A 19091-nucleotide genomic window follows, 5' to 3' on the forward strand; every position below is an offset into this window, starting at 1 on the left:
ATGCCTTATCTTGAGGCTGTATTAATACCTGGTAAACAGAATGATAGTTAAGCTCATTCTCAACCGGGAACGCAAATGTTTCAGTTCTTTGTTACGTAAATGTTACGTTCAGGTTAACTGTTTATTAATAATATTTGGCGTGCAGGTAAAAAGTTACCGGGTATTGGCAATGCTGTTAACATTGGCTTAATATGCAGGTAATGTTTCCTTAACATGGTCTTCACTTTGCGATAACATTGCAGGAGTTCCTTTGCGGCATCAACCCGATACTATGCAAAGGAAAAATTTAAGGAAATTAATTACCCTCTTTTCACTCTTATTCATCGCCCTCTCTACATCTGCACAAACCATCCGCTTAAATGGCCGTGTGCTTAACCAAAAGAATGAACCTATTGCAGGAGCATCGATCTCAGTTTCTGAGATTAATCGCTCATTTGCAGCTGATATTGAGGGCCGGTTTGTAATCAGTTTAGAAGCAGGAAAAAAATATACGCTCACTGTTACTGCGGTTGGATACAAAACCAAAGCAGTTGATGAAGTGGAAGTAAGCGCTGCACTGGATAACAACATTACCATCTTACTGGATATTGCAGCAAAAGAAGGAACTGAGATCGTTATCCGCAGTACAGCCCGCAGAGAAAACACTTCCGGTTTATTAAGCTTTCAACGTAACAACACATCTTTATCAAGTGGCTTATCTGCTGATTTTATCCGTCGTACACCCGATAAAAATACAGGCGAGATTTTGAAGCGTGTTAGTGGTGCATCTATCCAGGATAATAAGTTTGTGATCGTTCGTGGTTTGAGCGATCGTTACAACCAGGCGCTCATCAATGGAGCACAGTTGCCATCATCAGAGCCTGATAAAAAAGCGTTTTCATTCGACGTGATTCCTTCGCAGTTGATTGATAATATCATCATCAACAAAACAGCAACACCTGATTTAACAGGTGAGTTTGCCGGTGGGTTGGTGCAAATCCAGACAAAAGATGTTCCTACAAAAGACATTCTCACATTAGGTGTAAATTTTGGCTACAATACACAATCCACATTTAAAGATTTTATTACCAACCAACGTGAAACAAGTGATTGGTTTGGTTTTGATAATGGCCGCAGAGATGTTCCGGAAGGATTTTACGATCGTAATCAATACCAAAAGCTCAGCAGTACGTCGAAAGCTGAACAATCAAAACTTTTCCGTTCTGATGTATTTAATGAAAGGAAGATCACTGCTGCCCCAATTCAGAGTTACAATCTCACATTTGGAAAAGGATACAAGTTGAAAAGCGGAAGTTCCTTTGGTTTTATTACCGGGCTTACTTACCGTAACGCACAAAATCTTTATTCTGTAAACAGGAATATCAATGACTTTTCCGGATTTACCGAGCGAAGCATTACTGATAATCAAAATCGTTTTTCAACAAGTGTAGGTGCAGTTGCAAACGTTGCGTTTACAACCCGTAAACTTAAGATTGCATTTAAAAATCTGTATAATCAATTATACGACGATAATTATTATGTCCGTTCGGGTAATAACCTGTTAGATGGCCAGGAAATTAATTTTCGCAGCAGCTATCTTAATCAACGTTCATTGTTGTCTTCTCAGTTAGAAGCTGAGCAACAATTAAGCAAGTCTGGTATTAAATTAAAGGTTAATGGTAATTTCTCCTATAATCTAAAATCACAACCTGATCTGCGTACAGTTTCCTATTTAAGAGGTAGCGGTACAACCAATCCATTCACATTGGTTACTGATGAAACAGGTCGCTTTTTCAGCAATCTGAAAGACTTTTCTTACGGTGGTGGCGGTTCGTTATCGGTTCCATTTACAATGGCAAATGAAAAACAAACATTCAAAGCCGGTGGTGGAACACTTATCCGTATCCGTGATTTTAAATCAAGAAACCTGCGTTACCGTTTAGAAGATAATACTAACAGCAGTCTTCTCACCCTTCCTTTTGATCAGGTATTTGATCAGCAATACATCGGAGATGGTAAATTCATGTACTTCGATGAAACACAAAACGAAGACAAATATTTTGGTATCAGTATTATCAATAACGCCTATGCTATGTTTGATAATAAGTTCTCAGATAAAGTTCGTTTGGTGTGGGGCTTACGTGTGGAGAATTTTCAACAGTTTCTGACAACGGTACGTTCAGATCTTCAACGTGTAATTGTAAATACAAGTAAATGGGATTACCTGCCTTCAGTTAACCTCAGTTACAGTTTAAAAGATAAGCATCAACTCCGTTTGGCCGGTTATCGCACAGTAGCCCGTCCTGAGTTCAGAGAAATTGCTCCATTCTCTTTCTACGATTTTGAACAGAATTATGCTGTAAGTGGTGATACTTCACTGCGTCGCAGTGATATCTGGAATGCGGACGTACGTTACGAATGGTATCCTAAGGCAAGCGAAGGGGTTTCTGTTGCAGTGTTCTATAAAAATTTTAAAGATCCTATTGAGTTAAGAGCACTAGCGGCAGGTAGTGTAAGGCGTTACCAATTTCAGAATGCGGGTGAAGCGGATACCTACGGTGTTGAATTTGAAGCCAGAAAAGGGTTAGGGTTTATTTCACCTAAGCTTGATGTGTTGAACATTTTCACAAACGTAACTGTCCTTAAGTCTGCTGTAAAATTAGCAGGTGTTACTGCGGGTGGTCAAACACAATCATTCAACCGTCCGTTACAAGGTCAGTCGCCTTATTTAGTAAACGTTGGGTTGCAATACAACTCTAAGAATGGAAAGGTGAATGCATCTCTTCTTTATAATAAAATTGGCCAGCGTTTATCATTGGCAGGTGGTAAAGATCAGTTGATCTATGACATCTACGAACGCCCGAGAGACCTGGTTGATTTACAGGTTTCGCTTAAGGTATTAAAGAACAAAGGTGAATTCAAATTCACAGCATCGGACATTTTCAATCAACCATTTTATTTCTACGAAAACATTGATACCAATACAAAGTTTACCAGTGGTACTGATCGCTTATGGAACAGTTACACACCAGGTACAAACTTTACACTTGGATTCACATACGATTTTATAAAATAAACACTATAAAAATTACAAAGCAACATAGTATGAAAAAGTTAATTCTTGCAGCAATCACAGCCTTAACATTCACAGCATGTGTGAAGGTGGAATTTAATGAAACGGGTGCCGGCACAGGCGGTGGAGATACAACAGCCATTCCAACAACATTAAGTGGAAGAATAGACCGCAACCTGTCTTTACCTAAAGGCAAATACACATTAACCGGATTTGTTTATGTTGGTAAAGGTGCAACATTGGAATTTGCTGCAGGCTCAACTATTGTTGCTGACGCTTCTGTTAAAACAGCTTTGATCATTGAGCAAGGTGGTAAGTTGGTTGCTGATGGTAAAGCAGATGCTCCGATTGTATTTACAAGTAATAAGGCCGCCAATTCAAGAACTAATTCTGATTGGGGTGGCATTTCAATTTGTGGGTATGCTCCTACTAACCGTCCACTTGTACCTGCTCCAATTACTGAAGGTGGTAGTAACCGCCCTTATGGTGGCACTGATGCAGGTGATAACAGTGGTATTCTCCGTTATGTACGTATTGAATTTGCAGGTATTACTGCTGAAAATAACAGTGAGTTGAATGGTCTTACATTGTATGGTGTAGGTGCAGGAACTATTATTGAAAATGTTCAGACTTCTGAATGTGGTGATGATGGTTTTGAATTTTTCGGTGGCACAGTAAACTGTAAGAACCTGATTTCTTATGCAAGCGGTGATGATGATTTTGATTTTGACTTTGGTTATAATGGCCAGATCCAATATGCAGTGTCATTACGTGGTAAATTCCATGATGATGATGATGCAAACCAGATCGAGTGTGATAATGATGCAGGTGGTACAACTGCCTTGCCTTATACACGCCCGGTATTAAGTAACTTTACATTAGTTGGCGTTTACGATACAACTGGTCTAGGTACAACTGCACGTCATCGTTTTGGTAACAGATGGCGTCGTGCTACACGGTTCGAATTCCGTAACTCAATTATTCTCGGTAGCTGGGGTAATGCATTAGCATTGGATGGTGATGCAACGATCAATGGGTTTTTAAATGGTGAAAGTATTTTCAGAAATAATTTGGCGTTCTCGTATAATAAATACAGCGGTTCTGCACAAACGCCTTTTATTTCAACCAACCAGACGTTGTTACCTAATGCAACTTTACTTGCAACATTAACAAATGGCACAAACGTAAATAGTGTGCTTGCAGATCAGAATGCTGCAATGTTGACCGCACCTTTCAACTTTACAGCGCCAAATTTTGTTCCTGCTGCTGGTTCACCTGCTTTAACAGGTGCTAATTATTCAGGGTTGAGCGCATTCTTTACAACAGGTAATTTCCGTGGCGCTTTCGGTACAACCAACTGGATGGCAGGCTGGACAAGCTTTACTCCACAAACAAACGTATACTAAGATATTACTCGCAAGAGTTCAAGGATTTCCTTAAGCAAGTATCCTCTACAGCCTCCTGTTCTCAGGGGGCTTTTTTGTGTTGGAGCTATAAGCCTTTAGCTGTTAGCAGTAAGCAAGAAATGTTCTTAAACGCCAATTGTATTGCTAAAAGTTAGTGGCTAAAGCCTGCAGCTTGTTGTTGAAATAACAATTCCTACATGCTTTGGTAATACTCCGGTAAAACTGCCACAGCATCTTTACAGCATCAGTAAAAAACTTAATCGTTTAGCACAGTTTATAGCAATCAATCGAGGGTTCATTTTTCTCATGACTTGACTGGGAACTACACCGTTCTGATTCTTCAGGACGGTCTTTTTATTTATAAGTTTTTTGCCACGAAGACAGAAAGGAACGGAAAGAATGAGACGTGTTTACTTTCCGCCATTGAGGACTTTGCGTGAAATAGTTTTTAATCACCTTCAACTTCCACACGCCCCTGGAGTGTAAAACCAAATGTTGTACCTACATCCAAACGACTGCGTACATGCATGGTTTGTCCGTGTGCTTCAATAATATGTTTACAGATAGAAAGACCTAATCCGCTGCCGCCTTCTTTCCGGCTGCGTGCAAGATCGGTACGGTAAAAGCGTTCGAAAATACGGGTGAGATGTTCTTCAGCAATACCAAATCCATCATCGCTTATTTCAATCAACACAAGGTTGCCATGTGTTTTATAAGCACTGAAGTTGATACTGCCGTTTTGCTTACCGTACTTAATGGCATTGTCAACAAGGTTGATGAGCACCATGCGAACCTTTTCTTTATCGGCATAAACAGTAATGGGTAACTCGCATCCTTTTTTGATGGATGTTTTAATATTCTTATCGGCTGCTTTAATGGAGAGGCTATCGAAGATCTCGTCAATAAGCTCCTGGATCACAAAATTTTCTTTGTACAATTCCTGTTCACCACTTTCCAGTTTTGAAATTTCATCAAGATCATCAACAAGGTTTACAAGCCGGTCAATATTCTTCGAAGTATTCAGTAGAAATTTCTTTGCTACTTCTTCTTTATGCATTGCACCGCTAAGTAATGTATCAACATAACCCTGCACGGCAAAAATGGGCGTCTTTAATTCGTGGCTGAGGTTCTGTAAAAATTCTTTGCGGTATTGTTCGTTTTGTTTGAGTGTTTCAATTTCTTCTTTCTTTTGTTCGGCCCACTGCTCCACTTCTTCACTTACTTCTTTTAAACTTTTTTCAGGCAATACAGACTTATTGAAGAATTCTTCCCGCTTAGTTGCTTTTGTTTGGGAAATGAATTTATAGATGAGTTTAATATGCCTGTAAATAAACCGTTCCGTAAAATAACGGATGAGCAGGTAGCTGATGATAAACAGCACCACAAAACTCAACAGGGCAATCCACCAACTGCGTATAAAAAAATAATTAGCTAAACCAACGAGCAGTGATATTGCAAATGCGTTGATGGCAGAAACCTGTACCGGACTAAGTTGACTGGAATTAAGCATGTTGTTTGTTCTTGACCTCAAAAACAAAGTTAACAGCTAATTAAGTTGTACCAAGTTCAAACTTATAACCAACACCTTTAACTGTGGTAATACAATCGATGTTGAGTTTTTGCCTGATCTTACGGATATGTACATCAATAGTGCGGTCACCTACAATTACATCAGCACCCCACACCTGGTTCAGTATTTCATGACGCAGAAAAACACGACCGGGTTTTGATGCTAATAATGCCAGCAGTTCAAACTCTTTTTTTGCAAGAACAATATCTTGTCCCAGGTATTTCACCATGAACTGTTCTTTATCGATCTGCAGGTCACCTACTTTAATAATGGTTTCATCGCCTTTGAACGTACGACGGAAGAGCGCATTCACCCGGCTGATGAGTACTTTGGGGCTGATGGGTTTGCTCACATAATCATCGGCGCCCATTTCAAGCCCTTTGATATGATTGGCTTCATCATTTAAGGCGGTAAGCATAATAATGCGTGTGTCGGTAAAATCAGGTTGAGATCGCAAGATCTGGCAAACCTCCATACCTGTTTTGCGGGGCATCATTACATCAAGAATTATAAGATCGGGCTTTTGTTGCTTGGCGGTATGCAGGGCTTCGTCGCCATCTTTTGCCTTCACAACCGTATATCCTTCAACAGTTAGATTGTATTCTAAAATTTCGAGGATATCCGGCTCGTCGTCGGCAATAAGAATTTTTTTTCCTTTGGGCTCCATGACTGTGCTGCAAATTTAGACGCATGCTACTATGCAAAGGCCAAGGTAATATTATAAAATTGTTAACGAGTTTTAGCTGTTTGGGCATGTTTTTGTAAGGATACCTGTTGCACTGCCTCGCTGCTGATTGAAAAATAGAGGCTAATTTTGTACACAATGAGAAAATATACACTCACAGCTTTGCTTACCTGTTCTGTTTTTGGTGCTTTTGCGCAAAACAGAATTACGTTCGATACTTCGAAGATCGATATTCCGATGACCCGTGTGATATGGCATGAGAATATTGATAAAGAACAAAAGCGAACCGACCGTGTTGATGGTAAGATCGATAATTTCCTGAAGCTTACGAATAATGAAGATCTGAATATCCAGATCACAGATGTGGTGTTGCGTCGTGTTGATGAATTGCAGCTCGATATTGAACGGATGGATGGCGATAACAATTTTAAGATCGGACAACTGCGTTCAGTTCGTGAATTATTACAAGCCATTGCTCTTCGTGCAAAAGATAAAGACATCGCTCCGCTTATTCCACAGTTATTCAATAGCTATGAGGAATGTGTGCGCAGGCAATCGACCGGTGAAAGCCTGATGCCCGTTTTTCAAAAGTTGCCATACCAGGGCGCTGAAGTATTGTCAACCATTTTCGTTCAGGCCAAAGAACTTCCTGAGATCAAAAAGATGGTGTTCCTGAAAAAAGCAAGAATCGATCCTTCAAATATTTTATCGGGAATTGCTCCGTTTGAAAACGAACCGTTTGCTGATAGTTTAATTGTGCTTGCTGCTGATAAAATTCCATTGGAGGTTTATACTTATGCACAGGCAACAAAGACAGTTGCAGCAAGAATCATCCGTCGTAACACAAATCCAAAGGTTCAAACCATTGCAAGACTTAGCGGTATCATGAATGGTACTTTGTACCTGCCGTTCTTAGATGAGTTATTGAATAAGCGACTGGAGATCGATGATATAAAGGCAGTTGTTGAAAATGAATTGGCTTATTATAAGTTACTGGTGAAAACACAGGTGAAATATTATGACCGTATTTCAACCGGCGATACACCGGTTTTAGCTTCTGTATTATTCCAGATGCTGGAACGTAAAGCAACAGATGTTTTTGTGAATGTGATGAATGATCTTCATGATTCACCTGATGCGGTGCGTATGCGGGTGAGCGACCCACTTACTTCTGAAGAAATTTATTACCTCATTGTTACAACAGAGGAAGTGATCTATACCAGTACATATACCAAACTGTATGATCGTATGATGACCCGCTTCCCTGGCCGCAGAAGTGATTCGTTGTTGATGACAGTTCATTTCGACCGTTTCAAGAAGTTTATTAAAATGGCGGCGAACTATAATCGTCTTGATGATTTTCTGAAATCGATGCCCGAGTTACGTGGCACACAATTGATGCATGCGTTTGTAAATGGGTTACAGAAAACAAACTCTTTGGAAGATGCAGTGGACGTTGCTGACAGCTACGGAAGTATTACCAATGTTGATCTGCAGAATTTCTTAAAGCAACAGGTGAAAAAGAATTATGAGGAAAGTCTGCAGAATAAAGATCGGAAAGGAGAAGTGATTTATAATATTTTGCAAACCTTGTTTAAATCAGCTTCAGACCCTTCAATGGATCTTTCGGCAATACTTGGCATACCACCGGTATATAAAGTAGATTACAGCAGCATAGCAGATAGTAGTGGCGCAGTGGTGCAGCATGTGTTCTTTTATGGTGATGAAGATGGGATAACTTCTTTCCGCAATTTCATGGGTATGTTCAATGGCAAACCTGAATGGAAAGTTGTAACTGGTAAAGAATGGGTAACGATCACTTCAACAAAAGGAAAGCCTTACACGATCTATGCAAACCTGCCGCTCGATTACAAACAGGACCTTGATGCAAAAGCACAGGAAAGCCTGATCAATTATCTTACAAAGAATAATATCAACCCGTCGATTGTGGTGCACCGTGGGCATAGTTATCACTTGAAATATACTATTCAGCAAATGTTGCCATCGTCAAGAATTGTGATGTTGGGTTCATGTGGTGGTTATCAGAATCTGGCGAAGATTCTTAATGTAAATGAAGATGCACATATCATCTCCACCAAGCAAGTTGGTAGTTATTCTGTAAACGAACCAATACTCCGTGCATTGAATGAAGATATCCGCAACGGAAAAAATATTGAATGGATCCCTATCTGGCAACAGATCACTGCTTCCGTTAAGGGTGATGCAAAAGCAAGCGAACTGATGAAAGATTATGTGCCGCCGCACAAAAATCTCGGCGCCATCTTTATTAAAGCATACCGCAAATCAACCGGTGAAATGTAATTTGGCCGGGTGAGTCACCCGAAAAAACATTTATCTTCCCGTTGCTTTGAGTCAACAAATAAATACCCCTTCAACTTTTACAGCTAAGCAAATTGCAGCAGCAGTTTACTTAGCTGTTGTTGTTTTCTTTACCTACGCTTCCATCTTTGCATTCCGTAAACCATTTACAGTAGCAACGTTTGATGGGTTGAAATTCTGGAATGTATCTTATCAAACCCTGCTCATCATCAGCCAGGTAATTGGTTATATGCTCAGTAAATTTTATGGGATCAAATTCATATCTGAATTACAGCGACAAGGCCGTTGGAAAACAAGTTTACTGATGGTTGGAGTGGCATGGTTAAGTTTATTATTATTTGCTGTTGTTCCTGCGCCATTTGGAATGCTTTGCTTTCTCATCAATGGCTTTACGCTTGGTTTTATGTGGGGTGTTGTGTTCAGTTATGTTGAAGGAAGAAGGGCAACTGATTTTATTGGTGTGGTGCTGGCCGTGAGTTTCATTTTTGCAGGAGGTTTCAGCAGGAGTGTAGGCAAATGGTTATTGCTCGATTGGAATATCAGTGAATACTGGATGCCGTTTGCAACAGCTTCTTTGTTTGCTGTGCCGTTGGTTGTTTTTTATGCGCTGCTTGAAAAAGCTCCTTTCCCGGACACAGATGATGTAGCAGAACGAACAGTGCGTTTGCCAATGAATCAACCCGAACGAAAGAAATTTTTACAACAGTTCAGCGCTGGCGTTGTTGCGTTTGTCATTATTTATTTATTGCTCACCATCATGCGTGATCTCCGTGATAATTATATGGGCAATATGTGGACTGAGCTTGGTTATGGTGGCAATGCATCCGTATTTGCAAAAACAGAAACCATTACTTCGTTGGTGGTGCTTGGATTGATCGGTATGCTTGTGTTTGTGCGAAAGAATATGCGTGCTTTCCGCATTATTCATGTGTTGCTGATCGTTGGATTTTTATTGACGGGCATTGCTTCATTCTTATACAGGCAATCATTGCTCGATGGTGCCTTGTGGATGCAGCTCACCGGGTTGGGTCTTTATATTTCTTATGTATTGTTTAATAGTGTGTTCTTCGAACGGCTGCTTGCATCCTTCAGCATTGCAGGTAATGTTGGCTTCTTAATTTATACCGCCGATGCATGGGGTTATCTCGGCAGTATTTCAGTGATGTTATCAAAAGAATTGCTGAAACTACAATTGAACTGGGTTTCGTTTTATTCGCAGTTGGTGATTGTGTTTGCGGCAGTGGGTGTGCTGGCCAGTTTGTTTTCATTGTTCTACTTCAACCGCAAGTACAAAGTTTAGTCTTTGCCATTCATCCTTTTTAGCTTCCGGTTAATATCCTGTATTGCTGCCGCAAAATGAAAGCGTTTAACTTTGCCCCTAAATTGTAAAAAGGCTTGGCACAGAAAGAAGGGAAAAAACAAGTATTCGATTTCCGTTTACTCGGCAGGATCATCCGCTATGCATCGCCATACAGAAGACGACTGAACAGCTCAATCATCCTGGCGATTGTTTTGGCAGTAATGGCTCCCATTCGTCCATGGTTGATCAACACCACGGTGAACGATTATATTCAGCACAATGTTGCTGAAATGGTGATCCGCATTACCATCTTCCAGATTGCTCTCATCATTCTTGAAACTGTTCTTCGTTTTTTCTTTTCTTATTATACAGCATGGCTTGGACAAACAGTGGTAAGAGACCTGCGTGTCAATGTCTTCAAAAAGATACTTGGTTTAAATCTCCGCCAGTTCGATCAAACGCCTATTGGAACATTAACCACACGTACAGTAAATGATATTGAAACCATCAGTGATGTATTTGCAGAAGGCTTCATACCCATTCTTGCGGATTTTCTAACCATCATCGCTGTATTGTTTACGATGTTTTATATCAACTGGCAGTTGACGCTGGTTTGTTTAATCCCTTTTCCATTTCTTATTCTAGCCACCTATTATTTTAAAGAAAGTGTAAATAAAAGTTTTCATCGTGTGCGAAATGCAGTGGCAGCACTCAATGCTTTTGTACAGGAACATATACAAGGTATGCAGGTTGTGCAGGCATTTGCCGTAGAGCAAAAAGAGCTTAATAAATTTAATAAGATCAACAGAGATCACCGTAATGCAAACATTCATGCCATTTTTGCTTACTCTGTTTTCTTTCCGGTAGTGGAAATTATTTTGGCAATATCATTGGGTTTGTTGGTTTGGTTCGGGGCAGGACAGGCAGTGTCGGCCTCCAATGGTGAAGCAGCGAAAATGGCGGGAGAAATTATGGCCTTCATCATTTTGCTGAATATGTTGTTTCGTCCGCTTCGTTTTATTGCCGATAAATTCAACGTATTGCAGATGGGTATGGTGGCGAGTGAACGTGTATTTAAAGTGATGGATAATACAGATGAGATTGCGCCATCTGCTCATGATGCATTTCAACCCGAAGGTGCTGTGCCCGGTAAAATTGAATTTGATCATGTGTGGTTTGCTTATAACGATGAGAACTGGGTATTGAAAGATCTTTCGTTCACCGTAAATCCGGGTGATACCGTTGCTATTGTTGGGCATACAGGTAGTGGTAAAACATCTATCATAAGTTTGCTCAACCGTCTTTATCATATTCAGAAGGGTGCTATTAAGCTCGATGGCGTTGAATTAGAAGATTATGAATTGGATGCTTTACGCAGTAAGGTTGGTGTGGTATTGCAGGATGTGTTCCTGTTTGCAGGCACCATTAGAGATAATGTAACACTGCGTAATGAAAACATCAGTAAAGAAAGAGTGATAGAAGCAGCCAAACTTATCGGTCTGCACGATTTCATCATGCGTTTGCCGGGCAATTATGATTTTAATGTAATGGAACGTGGTGCCACCATGAGCCAGGGGCAGCGGCAACTGTTGAGCTTCATCCGGGCATTATTATTCAATCCATCTGTGTTGATCTTAGATGAAGCCACTTCATCTGTTGATACCGAAACCGAACAAATGATACAGCATGCCATCGATAAACTGATTGAAGGCCGCACTTCCATTGTGATTGCACATCGACTTTCCACCATCCGGAAAGCCGATAAGATCATTGTATTAGATAAGGGTGAGATCAAAGAAATGGGCACTCACGATGAATTACTTATGCTTGGCGGTTATTATGCCAAGCTGCATGAAATGCAGTTTTCGAAAGCAGCAGTTTAGTCTGTTGAAATAGGTAAAGCGGAGGATATTTTTTAACTTGCAGCAAGTGGAAAGAAAGAAATACGATACAAATTCTGAACTCTCAATTTTGAACGAAACATTCATTCCTTATTCAAGACAGGAAGAATACGAAACAGCCAAAAGGCGGGAAGCTATTCTTATGACTGATGAGGAAAAATTCACGGTATTTTGCCGTCTCATGCGTATTGGCAAAATGCTTTCTACTGCAAAAATCACCCATAAGAAGCTGGATGAATAAACAATCATAATATGGATGTTTACAACGACAGTCTCTTGCTTTTCTGGGAATCATTAAATAAAAATCACGTTGCTTATATCATGGTTGGCGGCTTTGCTGTTAACATGCATGGTTATATGCGGGCAACTAAAGATGCCGATATGTGGATCAAAGATTCTCGTGAAAACCGGCAAAATCTCAGGAAGGCTTTCCTTGAATTGGGTTATGGAGATTATGAATCCCTAGAAAAGATGCAATTCGTGCCCGGGTGGGCAGAGTTTTATATCGGAGATGGTATTGTGTTGGATATTATGACAGAGATGAAAGGTCTCGAAGGCTATTCTTTTGACGATTGTTTGCAAAAGGCTTCGGTTGCAGATTTGAACGGAATCATGGTACCCTTCCTGCACCTCAACCAATTACTCGCCAACAAAAAGGCAGTATCCCGACCAAAAGACCAACTTGATGTAATTGAACTCGAAAAAATTAAAGAAGAGCGCCGCAAAATGGGGCTCGATTAACCTGAACAACTTTTTTCCTTTTTCAGTTTATCATTTCCCCATTTTTCACCTGCCGCCCCTTATCTTTGCGCCAAATTTAGGAAACGTATGGCGTTCAAGAGCATCAAATCCTTATTGGTAGCGGTTTTCAGCGTTTTTTTCATGGGAATATCAGCTCCTGTTTTAGCACAGCACGAACCGGCTGAGCATGAACCGGCTGCGCAGGAAGGCGAGCACGCTCCTAAAAAGGAAGGCTTTGATGCCAAGGAAGTGATTTTCGGTCATATTATGGACGGTCATGATTTCCATTTTTTCGATTGGAAAGGCCATGCAGTAGGTTTTCCTCTTCCCGTTATTATTTATTCTCAGCAGAAAGGGTTGTCTGTGTTCATGTCTTCAAAATTTGAACATGGCCATGCAGAATACAATGGTTATAAGCTTGTAAAACAAGAGATTGGCGAGAAGATCGTATCAAGGGATCCCAACGAACAGTTTTATGATTTATCGCTCACCCGTAACGTTGTGCAGATGTTGCTGGCATTGATCGTTCTTGTTTGGATACTGATCAGCATTGCGAAAGCATACGGCAAAGGACTTGGTGTAACATCGGCGCCAAAAGGCAAGCAAAACTTCTTTGAACCGATCATTACGTTCGTTCGTGATGAGGTAGCGGTTCCAAATCTTGGTGCAAAATCACCCAAGTATCTGCCATTCCTCCTCACAGTTTTCTTCTTTATTCTCATCAATAATATTTTCGGCTTGGTTCCGGGTTCAGCAAACGTAACCGGCAATATTGCTTTCACCGTTGTGTTAGGTATTATTGCTTTCATCGTTATTCTGTTCAGTTCAAACAGGCATTACTGGGGCCACATCTTCAATCCTCCGGGAGTACCATTAGGTGTAAAATTCATTTTGGTACCTGTAGAATTGTTGAGTGCTGTATTAATTAAACCAGGTGCATTGATCATACGTCTTTTCGCCAACATGGTGGCGGGTCACATTATCATTATCTGTTTGATCTCGTTGATCTTTGTATTTACAGAGAAATTAGGACAAGGTTTTGGTATTGGATCAACAGTGATCTCTATCCCATTCACGATCTTCATTTACTTTATTGAAATATTGGTTGCTTTCCTGCAGGCCTTCATCTTCACCATGCTTACAGCTGTATTCATCAGCCAGGCAATGGAAGGTGATCATGGTCACGGCGAAGAAGCAGCTCATCATTAATCGTTTTATTTTTCACAATCATAAATTCAAAACAATGGATTTAATTCTTTTAGATGCGGTAGCAAATGCAGGTGGTGCAATAGGTGCAGGTTTAGCCGCTGTAGGTGCCGGTATCGGTATCGGACAGATTGGTAAAGGTGCATTAGAATCAATTGCCCGTCAGCCAGAAGCTTCTAACGACATCCGTGCAAACATGATCCTTACTGCGGCTCTCGTAGAAGGAGCTGCTCTGTTTGCTATTATCGTAGGCTTCCTTGCAATGGTACTTTAATCATTGCCGCACAAACATTTTACTGCATCCAAAGCACAGGGCGGAGGATGCAGTATTTTAAACTAAAATCGAACGTTTTAAAATAAATAAATCATGGGTTTACTTACTCCCGCTTTAGGTTTACTCTTCTGGACACTGGTTGCTTTCCTTGTTGTGTTTTTCATTTTGAAAAAATACGCATGGCCTGCAATTATTAAAGGGTTGCACGAAAGAGAGCAAGGTATTGCTGAAGCACTGGAAACAGCTGAAAAAGTAAAAGCTGAAATGGCTCAGTTGAAGAATGAAAATGAAGCGTTGCTTGCAAAAGCACGTGAAGAAAGAGCCCAGTTATTGAAGGAAGCTCGTGAAACAAGAGACAAAATTGTAAACGAAGCAAAAGAGCAGGCTAAAGCAGAAGCCAATAAAATTATGGTTGAAGCAACTGCTGCTATCAATCAACAGAAGATGGCTGCTATCACTGATGTAAAAAACCAAGTGGGTAACCTGGTAATTGAAGTAAGTGAAAAAGTATTGCGTCGTGAGTTGGCTAATAAAACAGAACAGGAAGCATACATTGGCAAACTGGCTGAAGAAATTAAATTAAACTAAGTTGAAGATTTGAAAGTTTGCGACTTACCTGAACTTTCGAATTGATAAATTTTCAAATTCAAACATGCAAAATCCCCGTCTCGCAGGTCGTTATGCAAAGTCTCTGGTTGATCTCGCACAAGAGAGAAATGAACTGGAAGCGGTGTATGCCGATATGAAATACTTGCAGGATGTGTGCAAGAAAAGTAAGGAGTTTACAAATGTATTGCGCAGCCCTGTTATTAATGCTGATACCAAAGAGAAGATCGTGAACGAGATCATCATCAAAAACATCAGCAAGCTTTCTTCTGCGTTTGTAAACCTGATCGTAAAGAAAGGTCGTGAAAAAACATTACCTGAAATTGCACATGCTGTTATTGATCAGTACAACGAAATAAAAGGTATTCATAAAGTAAAGCTCATTACTGTTTCTCCTGCAAGTGAAGAATTAAAAACAGCTATTGCAAATAAAGTGAAAACAGATGCAAAGCTTGCACATGTGGAACTGGAGAATGTGGTGAACGAAGCAATTATTGGTGGCTTTCAACTCGAGTATAATGGCAACCTGGTAGATGCAAGCATTGCACGTGATTTGAGAGATATCCAGAAGCAATTCCAGAAAAATACATACATCAGAAACATCAGATAAAATTCAATTGTAAACTTTCCTCACAATTCAAAAGAGCGTGGGGGCTAAATAAAGCGTCATGGCAGATATTAAACCGGATGAGATTTCAGCGATACTTCGCCAGCAGTTAAGCAACTTTAACGTTGGTGCTGATTTGGAAGAAGTAGGTACCGTATTACAAGTGGGTGATGGTATTGCCCGTGTATATGGATTGAACAACGTTCGCTACGGTGAACTGGTAGAGTTCGACAATGGTGTTCGTGCCATTGCCCTCAACCTTGAAGAAGATAACGTTGGTGTGGTATTGATGGGTGAAGGAAAAGGTATCAAAGAAAGTTCTACTGTTCGCCGTACAGGTCAGATCGCCTCTATTAAAGTTGGTGAAGGTATGAGCGGCCGTGTAATTAACGTTTTGGGCGAACCAATTGATGGTAAAGGTCCTCTCGTTGGCGAATTGTATGAAATGCCATTGGAGCGTAAGGCACCTGGTGTAATCTTCCGTGAGCCGGTAAAAGAACCTCTGCAAACAGGTATCAAGGCCATCGATGCGATGATCCCTATCGGTCGTGGTCAGCGTGAGTTGATCATTGGTGACCGTCAGACTGGTAAAACTGCAATTGCAGTTGATACCATCATCAACCAAAAAGAATTCTACGAAGCAGGTAAGCCTGTATATTGTATATATGTTGCGATTGGTCAGAAAGCATCAACTATTGCCGGTGTGATGAAAACATTGGAGGATAATGGTGCAATGAAGTACACAACAATTGTTGCGGCTTCTGCAAGTGATCCGGCTCCTCAGCAGTTCTATGCTCCTTACGCTGGTGCTGCTATTGGTGAATACTTCCGTGATACCGGACGCCCAGCTTTGATCATTTATGATGATCTTTCTAAACAAGCCGTGGCTTATCGTGAAGTATCATTGTTGCTGAAACGTCCTCCGGGTCGTGAAGCATATCCTGGTGACGTATTCTATCTCCACAGTCGTTTGCTTGAGCGTGCTGCGAAAGTGATCAACGATGACAGTGTTGCAAAGAACATGAATGATATACCTGACAGCATTAAACACCTTGTAAAAGGTGGTGGTTCATTAACTGCATTGCCGATCATTGAAACACAAGCGGGTGACGTATCTGCATACATTCCTACAAACGTGATCTCAATTACTGATGGTCAGATATTCCTGGAAGGTAACTTGTTCAACGCAGGTATCCGTCCGGCGATCAACGTAGGTATTTCTGTAAGCCGTGTGGGTGGTAACGCTCAGATCAAATCAATGAAGAAAGTTGCAGGTACCCTGAAACTTGATCAGGCTCTTTACCGTGAGTTGGAAGCCTTCTCTAAGTTTGGTGGTGATATGGATGCTGCTACCAAATCTGTAATTGATAAAGGTGGACGTAACGTGGAAATTCTGAAGCAGGCACAATACACTCCGTACAAAGTAGAAAATCAAATTGCGATCATCTACTTAGGTACAAATGGTTTATTGAATGCCGTTCCGGTACGTAAGATGAAAGAATTTGAAGAACATTTCTTACATGAAATGGAAACCAAATTACCGGATGTATTGGCTGAATTTAAGAAAGGTGCATTACCTGAAGATGGCATTAAGAAAATGGTGGATATGGCAAACAGCCTTATTCCTCAATACAAAGCATAAGTATATAGAATGAAGTGAAATAAGAAAGGGAGTCGAAAGACTCCCTTTTGTTTTATAGTTGTGGCTTTGCAATTTTTCCGTTGTATTTGTTTTGTCGGTAACAGCAGGTTAGTCTTTCAGAAATTTCAAACTCGAGATAATATTATGTGCAACTTTTCTTCCTTGCCAAAATCCTCTCTCAATTGAAATGCGGTAATGAATACCTCCATATAAGCGTGACCAACCTGCTTCTTCTCCAGCTGCACGAAATGAGTTGAAGGAGCGTGGAGGTTGTTTGCTCCCCACAGGATTGGTTGTTTCATAAATATAAAATGTACTGTCAGTAAAAGAATAATTGTCACCAAATATTGCTGTCATTGCTTCTGCGTTGGCAGAAGATAAGGTAGCATGACCGGCAGGATATTCAGGATGTGGTGCACCAAGGAGAGGAAGAAATGGTTGCCCGATCACATCATCGTAATTAAATGGTCGTGCTAAAAGATATTTGTATTTGTCTTGCCAGGTGCTGATTGTAATGTCAACATCAATAATACCACCTAAAGCATAAGCAAGCGCTGCAACATCAAGAGTTGCGTGTTCTTTTTGTAACACTTGTCGTAAGATGCTTACGTAATGACCGGGAGTACTTGTGCCCGGAAAATCTCTCCACCAAAATGCCATTTTGTATTCGTCTTGAGAAGTGGTAGGCTTTGCATTGATCACTTCAATAGTCATTGCTGCGAGCTCATCATATGGTGGAGGAGGTAAAGCAGCGCCATCGCCACTGTTAGCTACTAACCGACGCAAATTTCCAATATATGGTAAACTATGTACGGGCAATGGATTTGGGGCGGTCCAATAGATTCCACCACTTTTACCAATGGGAGCCGTGTAAGGGTTATTTATAGTGTGATGACCATCTGTATCAGCCCAATTAAACACAGCTTTTGCTACTGCCTGTCCAAATTCAACTGAACGATGAATGACTGCAGCATCGGCTTCATTACTGTACTGAGCAAGCAGTTTTGCTTCCAGCTCATCCATGGCTGCTTTGTTTTCTGCTGTTGCTGAAGGAAAAAGTTTTTTGTTCATATATGCCAATGCTGCGTTGGCACTTGCAGCCCAATGATAACCCGCACCCGGTTTTGTTTTGGGCAAACCAGTAAGCCCGTTTAGTTGGGACGCAATTGATTGATAGGCCGGCATACCCGGAACTACTGCTTCATATAAAGCTATACCGCTGTAGGCATAATGACGTGAGTAAGCCACATTACCAATAATGCCCGGGTACTTATACATCTGCCACACCTGCATGTTCATCCATTTAATCGCAACATCGGCGGAAAATGTTTTGGTTTGTTGCAGGTGTCCCTGATCGCTGTTTCTCAAGGTGATTTTGGATGAAGTTTCCTTACCTGAAACAGACGTTTCCTTCTGGCAAGAGTAATGGAAGAACATTAGCGATGAAAACAGAGATGCGTAAAGAATTTTCTTTTTCATAATGAAGTGTTTTGTAATTGGTGATATATAGTTTGATGATGAATATTTTTTACATCGATAACATATAAATAAGGAAGCGTATAATTGTTGTAAAACTTAAGTATGCTGCTGGTGCATAGACTGCACCAGCAATTTTTCTTTGGTTCAATTTTTCCGCTTCCCTTATTTCGGTTGCTGATGTTCTGTTTTTTTCTTCTCTTGAGAAAACAAGATAGAAGCCTCCGTTTTTGTAAGAGATATGCAATCGCTGAACGAACTTATTTTGGAGAAATAAAACATGAG

Annotated in this window: 15 protein-coding genes; 12 read left to right on the plus strand and 3 right to left on the minus strand. The window is 40.6% G+C overall.

The annotated features are described in order from the left end of the window. Positions 1-271: 271 nt before the first annotated feature. Positions 272-3055 carry an outer membrane beta-barrel protein gene (locus tag WG954_RS08050; RefSeq protein ID WP_340435314.1) on the plus strand — a complete coding sequence of 928 codons (2784 nt, stop codon included), beginning with the start codon at positions 272-274 and terminating at the stop codon, positions 3053-3055. Positions 3056-3084: 29 nt separating this feature from the next. Continuing rightward, the gene (locus WG954_RS08055; protein ID WP_340435315.1) at positions 3085-4458 is read left to right on the plus strand and encodes a beta-helix domain-containing protein; all 1374 of its coding nucleotides are present in this window, start codon (positions 3085-3087) and stop codon (positions 4456-4458) included. A gap of 448 nt (positions 4459-4906) precedes the next feature. Here WG954_RS08055 and WG954_RS08060 read toward each other — a convergent pair whose 3' ends face one another. Next, complete coding sequence (locus WG954_RS08060; protein ID WP_340435317.1) at positions 4907-5968, minus strand: sensor histidine kinase; 1062 nt, start codon at positions 5966-5968, stop codon at positions 4907-4909. Positions 5969-6008: 40 nt separating this feature from the next. After that, entirely contained in the window at positions 6009-6695 is a 687-nt protein-coding gene (locus WG954_RS08065; RefSeq protein WP_340435319.1) for a response regulator, read from the minus strand. 156 nt (positions 6696-6851) lie between these two features. Between WG954_RS08065 and WG954_RS08070 the strand changes: the two genes are divergently transcribed. From WG954_RS08070 to atpA, 10 genes are all read left to right on the plus strand, one after another. After that, positions 6852-9035 (plus strand): hypothetical protein, encoded by a 2184-nt coding sequence (locus tag WG954_RS08070; protein ID WP_340435321.1) that lies wholly within the window; start codon positions 6852-6854, stop codon positions 9033-9035. A gap of 46 nt (positions 9036-9081) precedes the next feature. Continuing rightward, complete coding sequence (locus tag WG954_RS08075) at positions 9082-10353, plus strand: DUF5690 family protein (RefSeq protein ID WP_340435323.1); 1272 nt, start codon at positions 9082-9084, stop codon at positions 10351-10353. A gap of 95 nt (positions 10354-10448) precedes the next feature. Further along, positions 10449-12236: an ABC transporter ATP-binding protein gene (locus tag WG954_RS08080; protein WP_340435325.1), complete on the plus strand. Its 1788-nt coding sequence runs from the start codon at positions 10449-10451 to the stop codon at positions 12234-12236. A 46-nt stretch (positions 12237-12282) separates the two neighbouring features. Beyond that, positions 12283-12495, plus strand: coding sequence for a hypothetical protein (locus WG954_RS08085; protein ID WP_340435327.1), 213 nt, complete (start codon positions 12283-12285; stop codon positions 12493-12495). A gap of 11 nt (positions 12496-12506) precedes the next feature. Next, positions 12507-12995, plus strand: coding sequence for a hypothetical protein (locus tag WG954_RS08090; protein WP_340435329.1), 489 nt, complete (start codon positions 12507-12509; stop codon positions 12993-12995). A gap of 87 nt (positions 12996-13082) precedes the next feature. Next, positions 13083-14204 (plus strand): F0F1 ATP synthase subunit A, encoded by a 1122-nt coding sequence (gene atpB, locus WG954_RS08095; protein WP_340435331.1) that lies wholly within the window; start codon positions 13083-13085, stop codon positions 14202-14204. Between the two features lie 34 nt (positions 14205-14238). Continuing rightward, positions 14239-14475 (plus strand): ATP synthase F0 subunit C, encoded by a 237-nt coding sequence (gene atpE, locus WG954_RS08100; RefSeq protein WP_182803889.1) that lies wholly within the window; start codon positions 14239-14241, stop codon positions 14473-14475. Positions 14476-14568: 93 nt separating this feature from the next. Continuing rightward, positions 14569-15063, plus strand: coding sequence for a F0F1 ATP synthase subunit B (atpF, locus tag WG954_RS08105; RefSeq protein ID WP_340435334.1), 495 nt, complete (start codon positions 14569-14571; stop codon positions 15061-15063). 64 nt (positions 15064-15127) lie between these two features. Beyond that, positions 15128-15691: an ATP synthase F1 subunit delta gene (atpH, locus tag WG954_RS08110; protein ID WP_340435336.1), complete on the plus strand. Its 564-nt coding sequence runs from the start codon at positions 15128-15130 to the stop codon at positions 15689-15691. Positions 15692-15749: 58 nt separating this feature from the next. Next, positions 15750-17330 carry a F0F1 ATP synthase subunit alpha gene (atpA, locus tag WG954_RS08115; protein ID WP_340435338.1) on the plus strand — a complete coding sequence of 527 codons (1581 nt, stop codon included), beginning with the start codon at positions 15750-15752 and terminating at the stop codon, positions 17328-17330. A 108-nt stretch (positions 17331-17438) separates the two neighbouring features. Here atpA and WG954_RS08120 read toward each other — a convergent pair whose 3' ends face one another. Continuing rightward, positions 17439-18809: a vanadium-dependent haloperoxidase gene (locus WG954_RS08120; protein ID WP_340435340.1), complete on the minus strand. Its 1371-nt coding sequence runs from the start codon at positions 18807-18809 to the stop codon at positions 17439-17441. Positions 18810-19091 lie beyond the last annotated feature (282 nt).

The organism is Lacibacter sp. H375 (genome assembly GCF_037892425.1).
Classification (GTDB): Bacteria; Bacteroidota; Bacteroidia; order Chitinophagales; family Chitinophagaceae; genus Lacibacter.

Coding starts and splice junctions, on each gene's coding strand:
- atpA (WP_340435338.1), top strand. CDS start 15,750: ATGGCAGATATTAAACCGGATGAGATTTCAGCGATACTTCGCCAGCAG.
- WG954_RS08090 (WP_340435329.1), top strand. CDS start 12,507: ATGGATGTTTACAACGACAGTCTCTTGCTTTTCTGGGAATCATTAAAT.
- atpH (WP_340435336.1), top strand. CDS start 15,128: ATGCAAAATCCCCGTCTCGCAGGTCGTTATGCAAAGTCTCTGGTTGAT.
- WG954_RS08070 (WP_340435321.1), top strand. CDS start 6,852: ATGAGAAAATATACACTCACAGCTTTGCTTACCTGTTCTGTTTTTGGT.
- atpB (WP_340435331.1), top strand. CDS start 13,083: ATGGCGTTCAAGAGCATCAAATCCTTATTGGTAGCGGTTTTCAGCGTT.
- atpF (WP_340435334.1), top strand. CDS start 14,569: ATGGGTTTACTTACTCCCGCTTTAGGTTTACTCTTCTGGACACTGGTT.
- WG954_RS08120 (WP_340435340.1), bottom strand. CDS start 18,809: ATGAAAAAGAAAATTCTTTACGCATCTCTGTTTTCATCGCTAATGTTC.
- WG954_RS08060 (WP_340435317.1), bottom strand. CDS start 5,968: ATGCTTAATTCCAGTCAACTTAGTCCGGTACAGGTTTCTGCCATCAAC.
- atpE (WP_182803889.1), top strand. CDS start 14,239: ATGGATTTAATTCTTTTAGATGCGGTAGCAAATGCAGGTGGTGCAATA.
- WG954_RS08065 (WP_340435319.1), bottom strand. CDS start 6,695: ATGGAGCCCAAAGGAAAAAAAATTCTTATTGCCGACGACGAGCCGGAT.
- WG954_RS08050 (WP_340435314.1), top strand. CDS start 272: ATGCAAAGGAAAAATTTAAGGAAATTAATTACCCTCTTTTCACTCTTA.
- WG954_RS08055 (WP_340435315.1), top strand. CDS start 3,085: ATGAAAAAGTTAATTCTTGCAGCAATCACAGCCTTAACATTCACAGCA.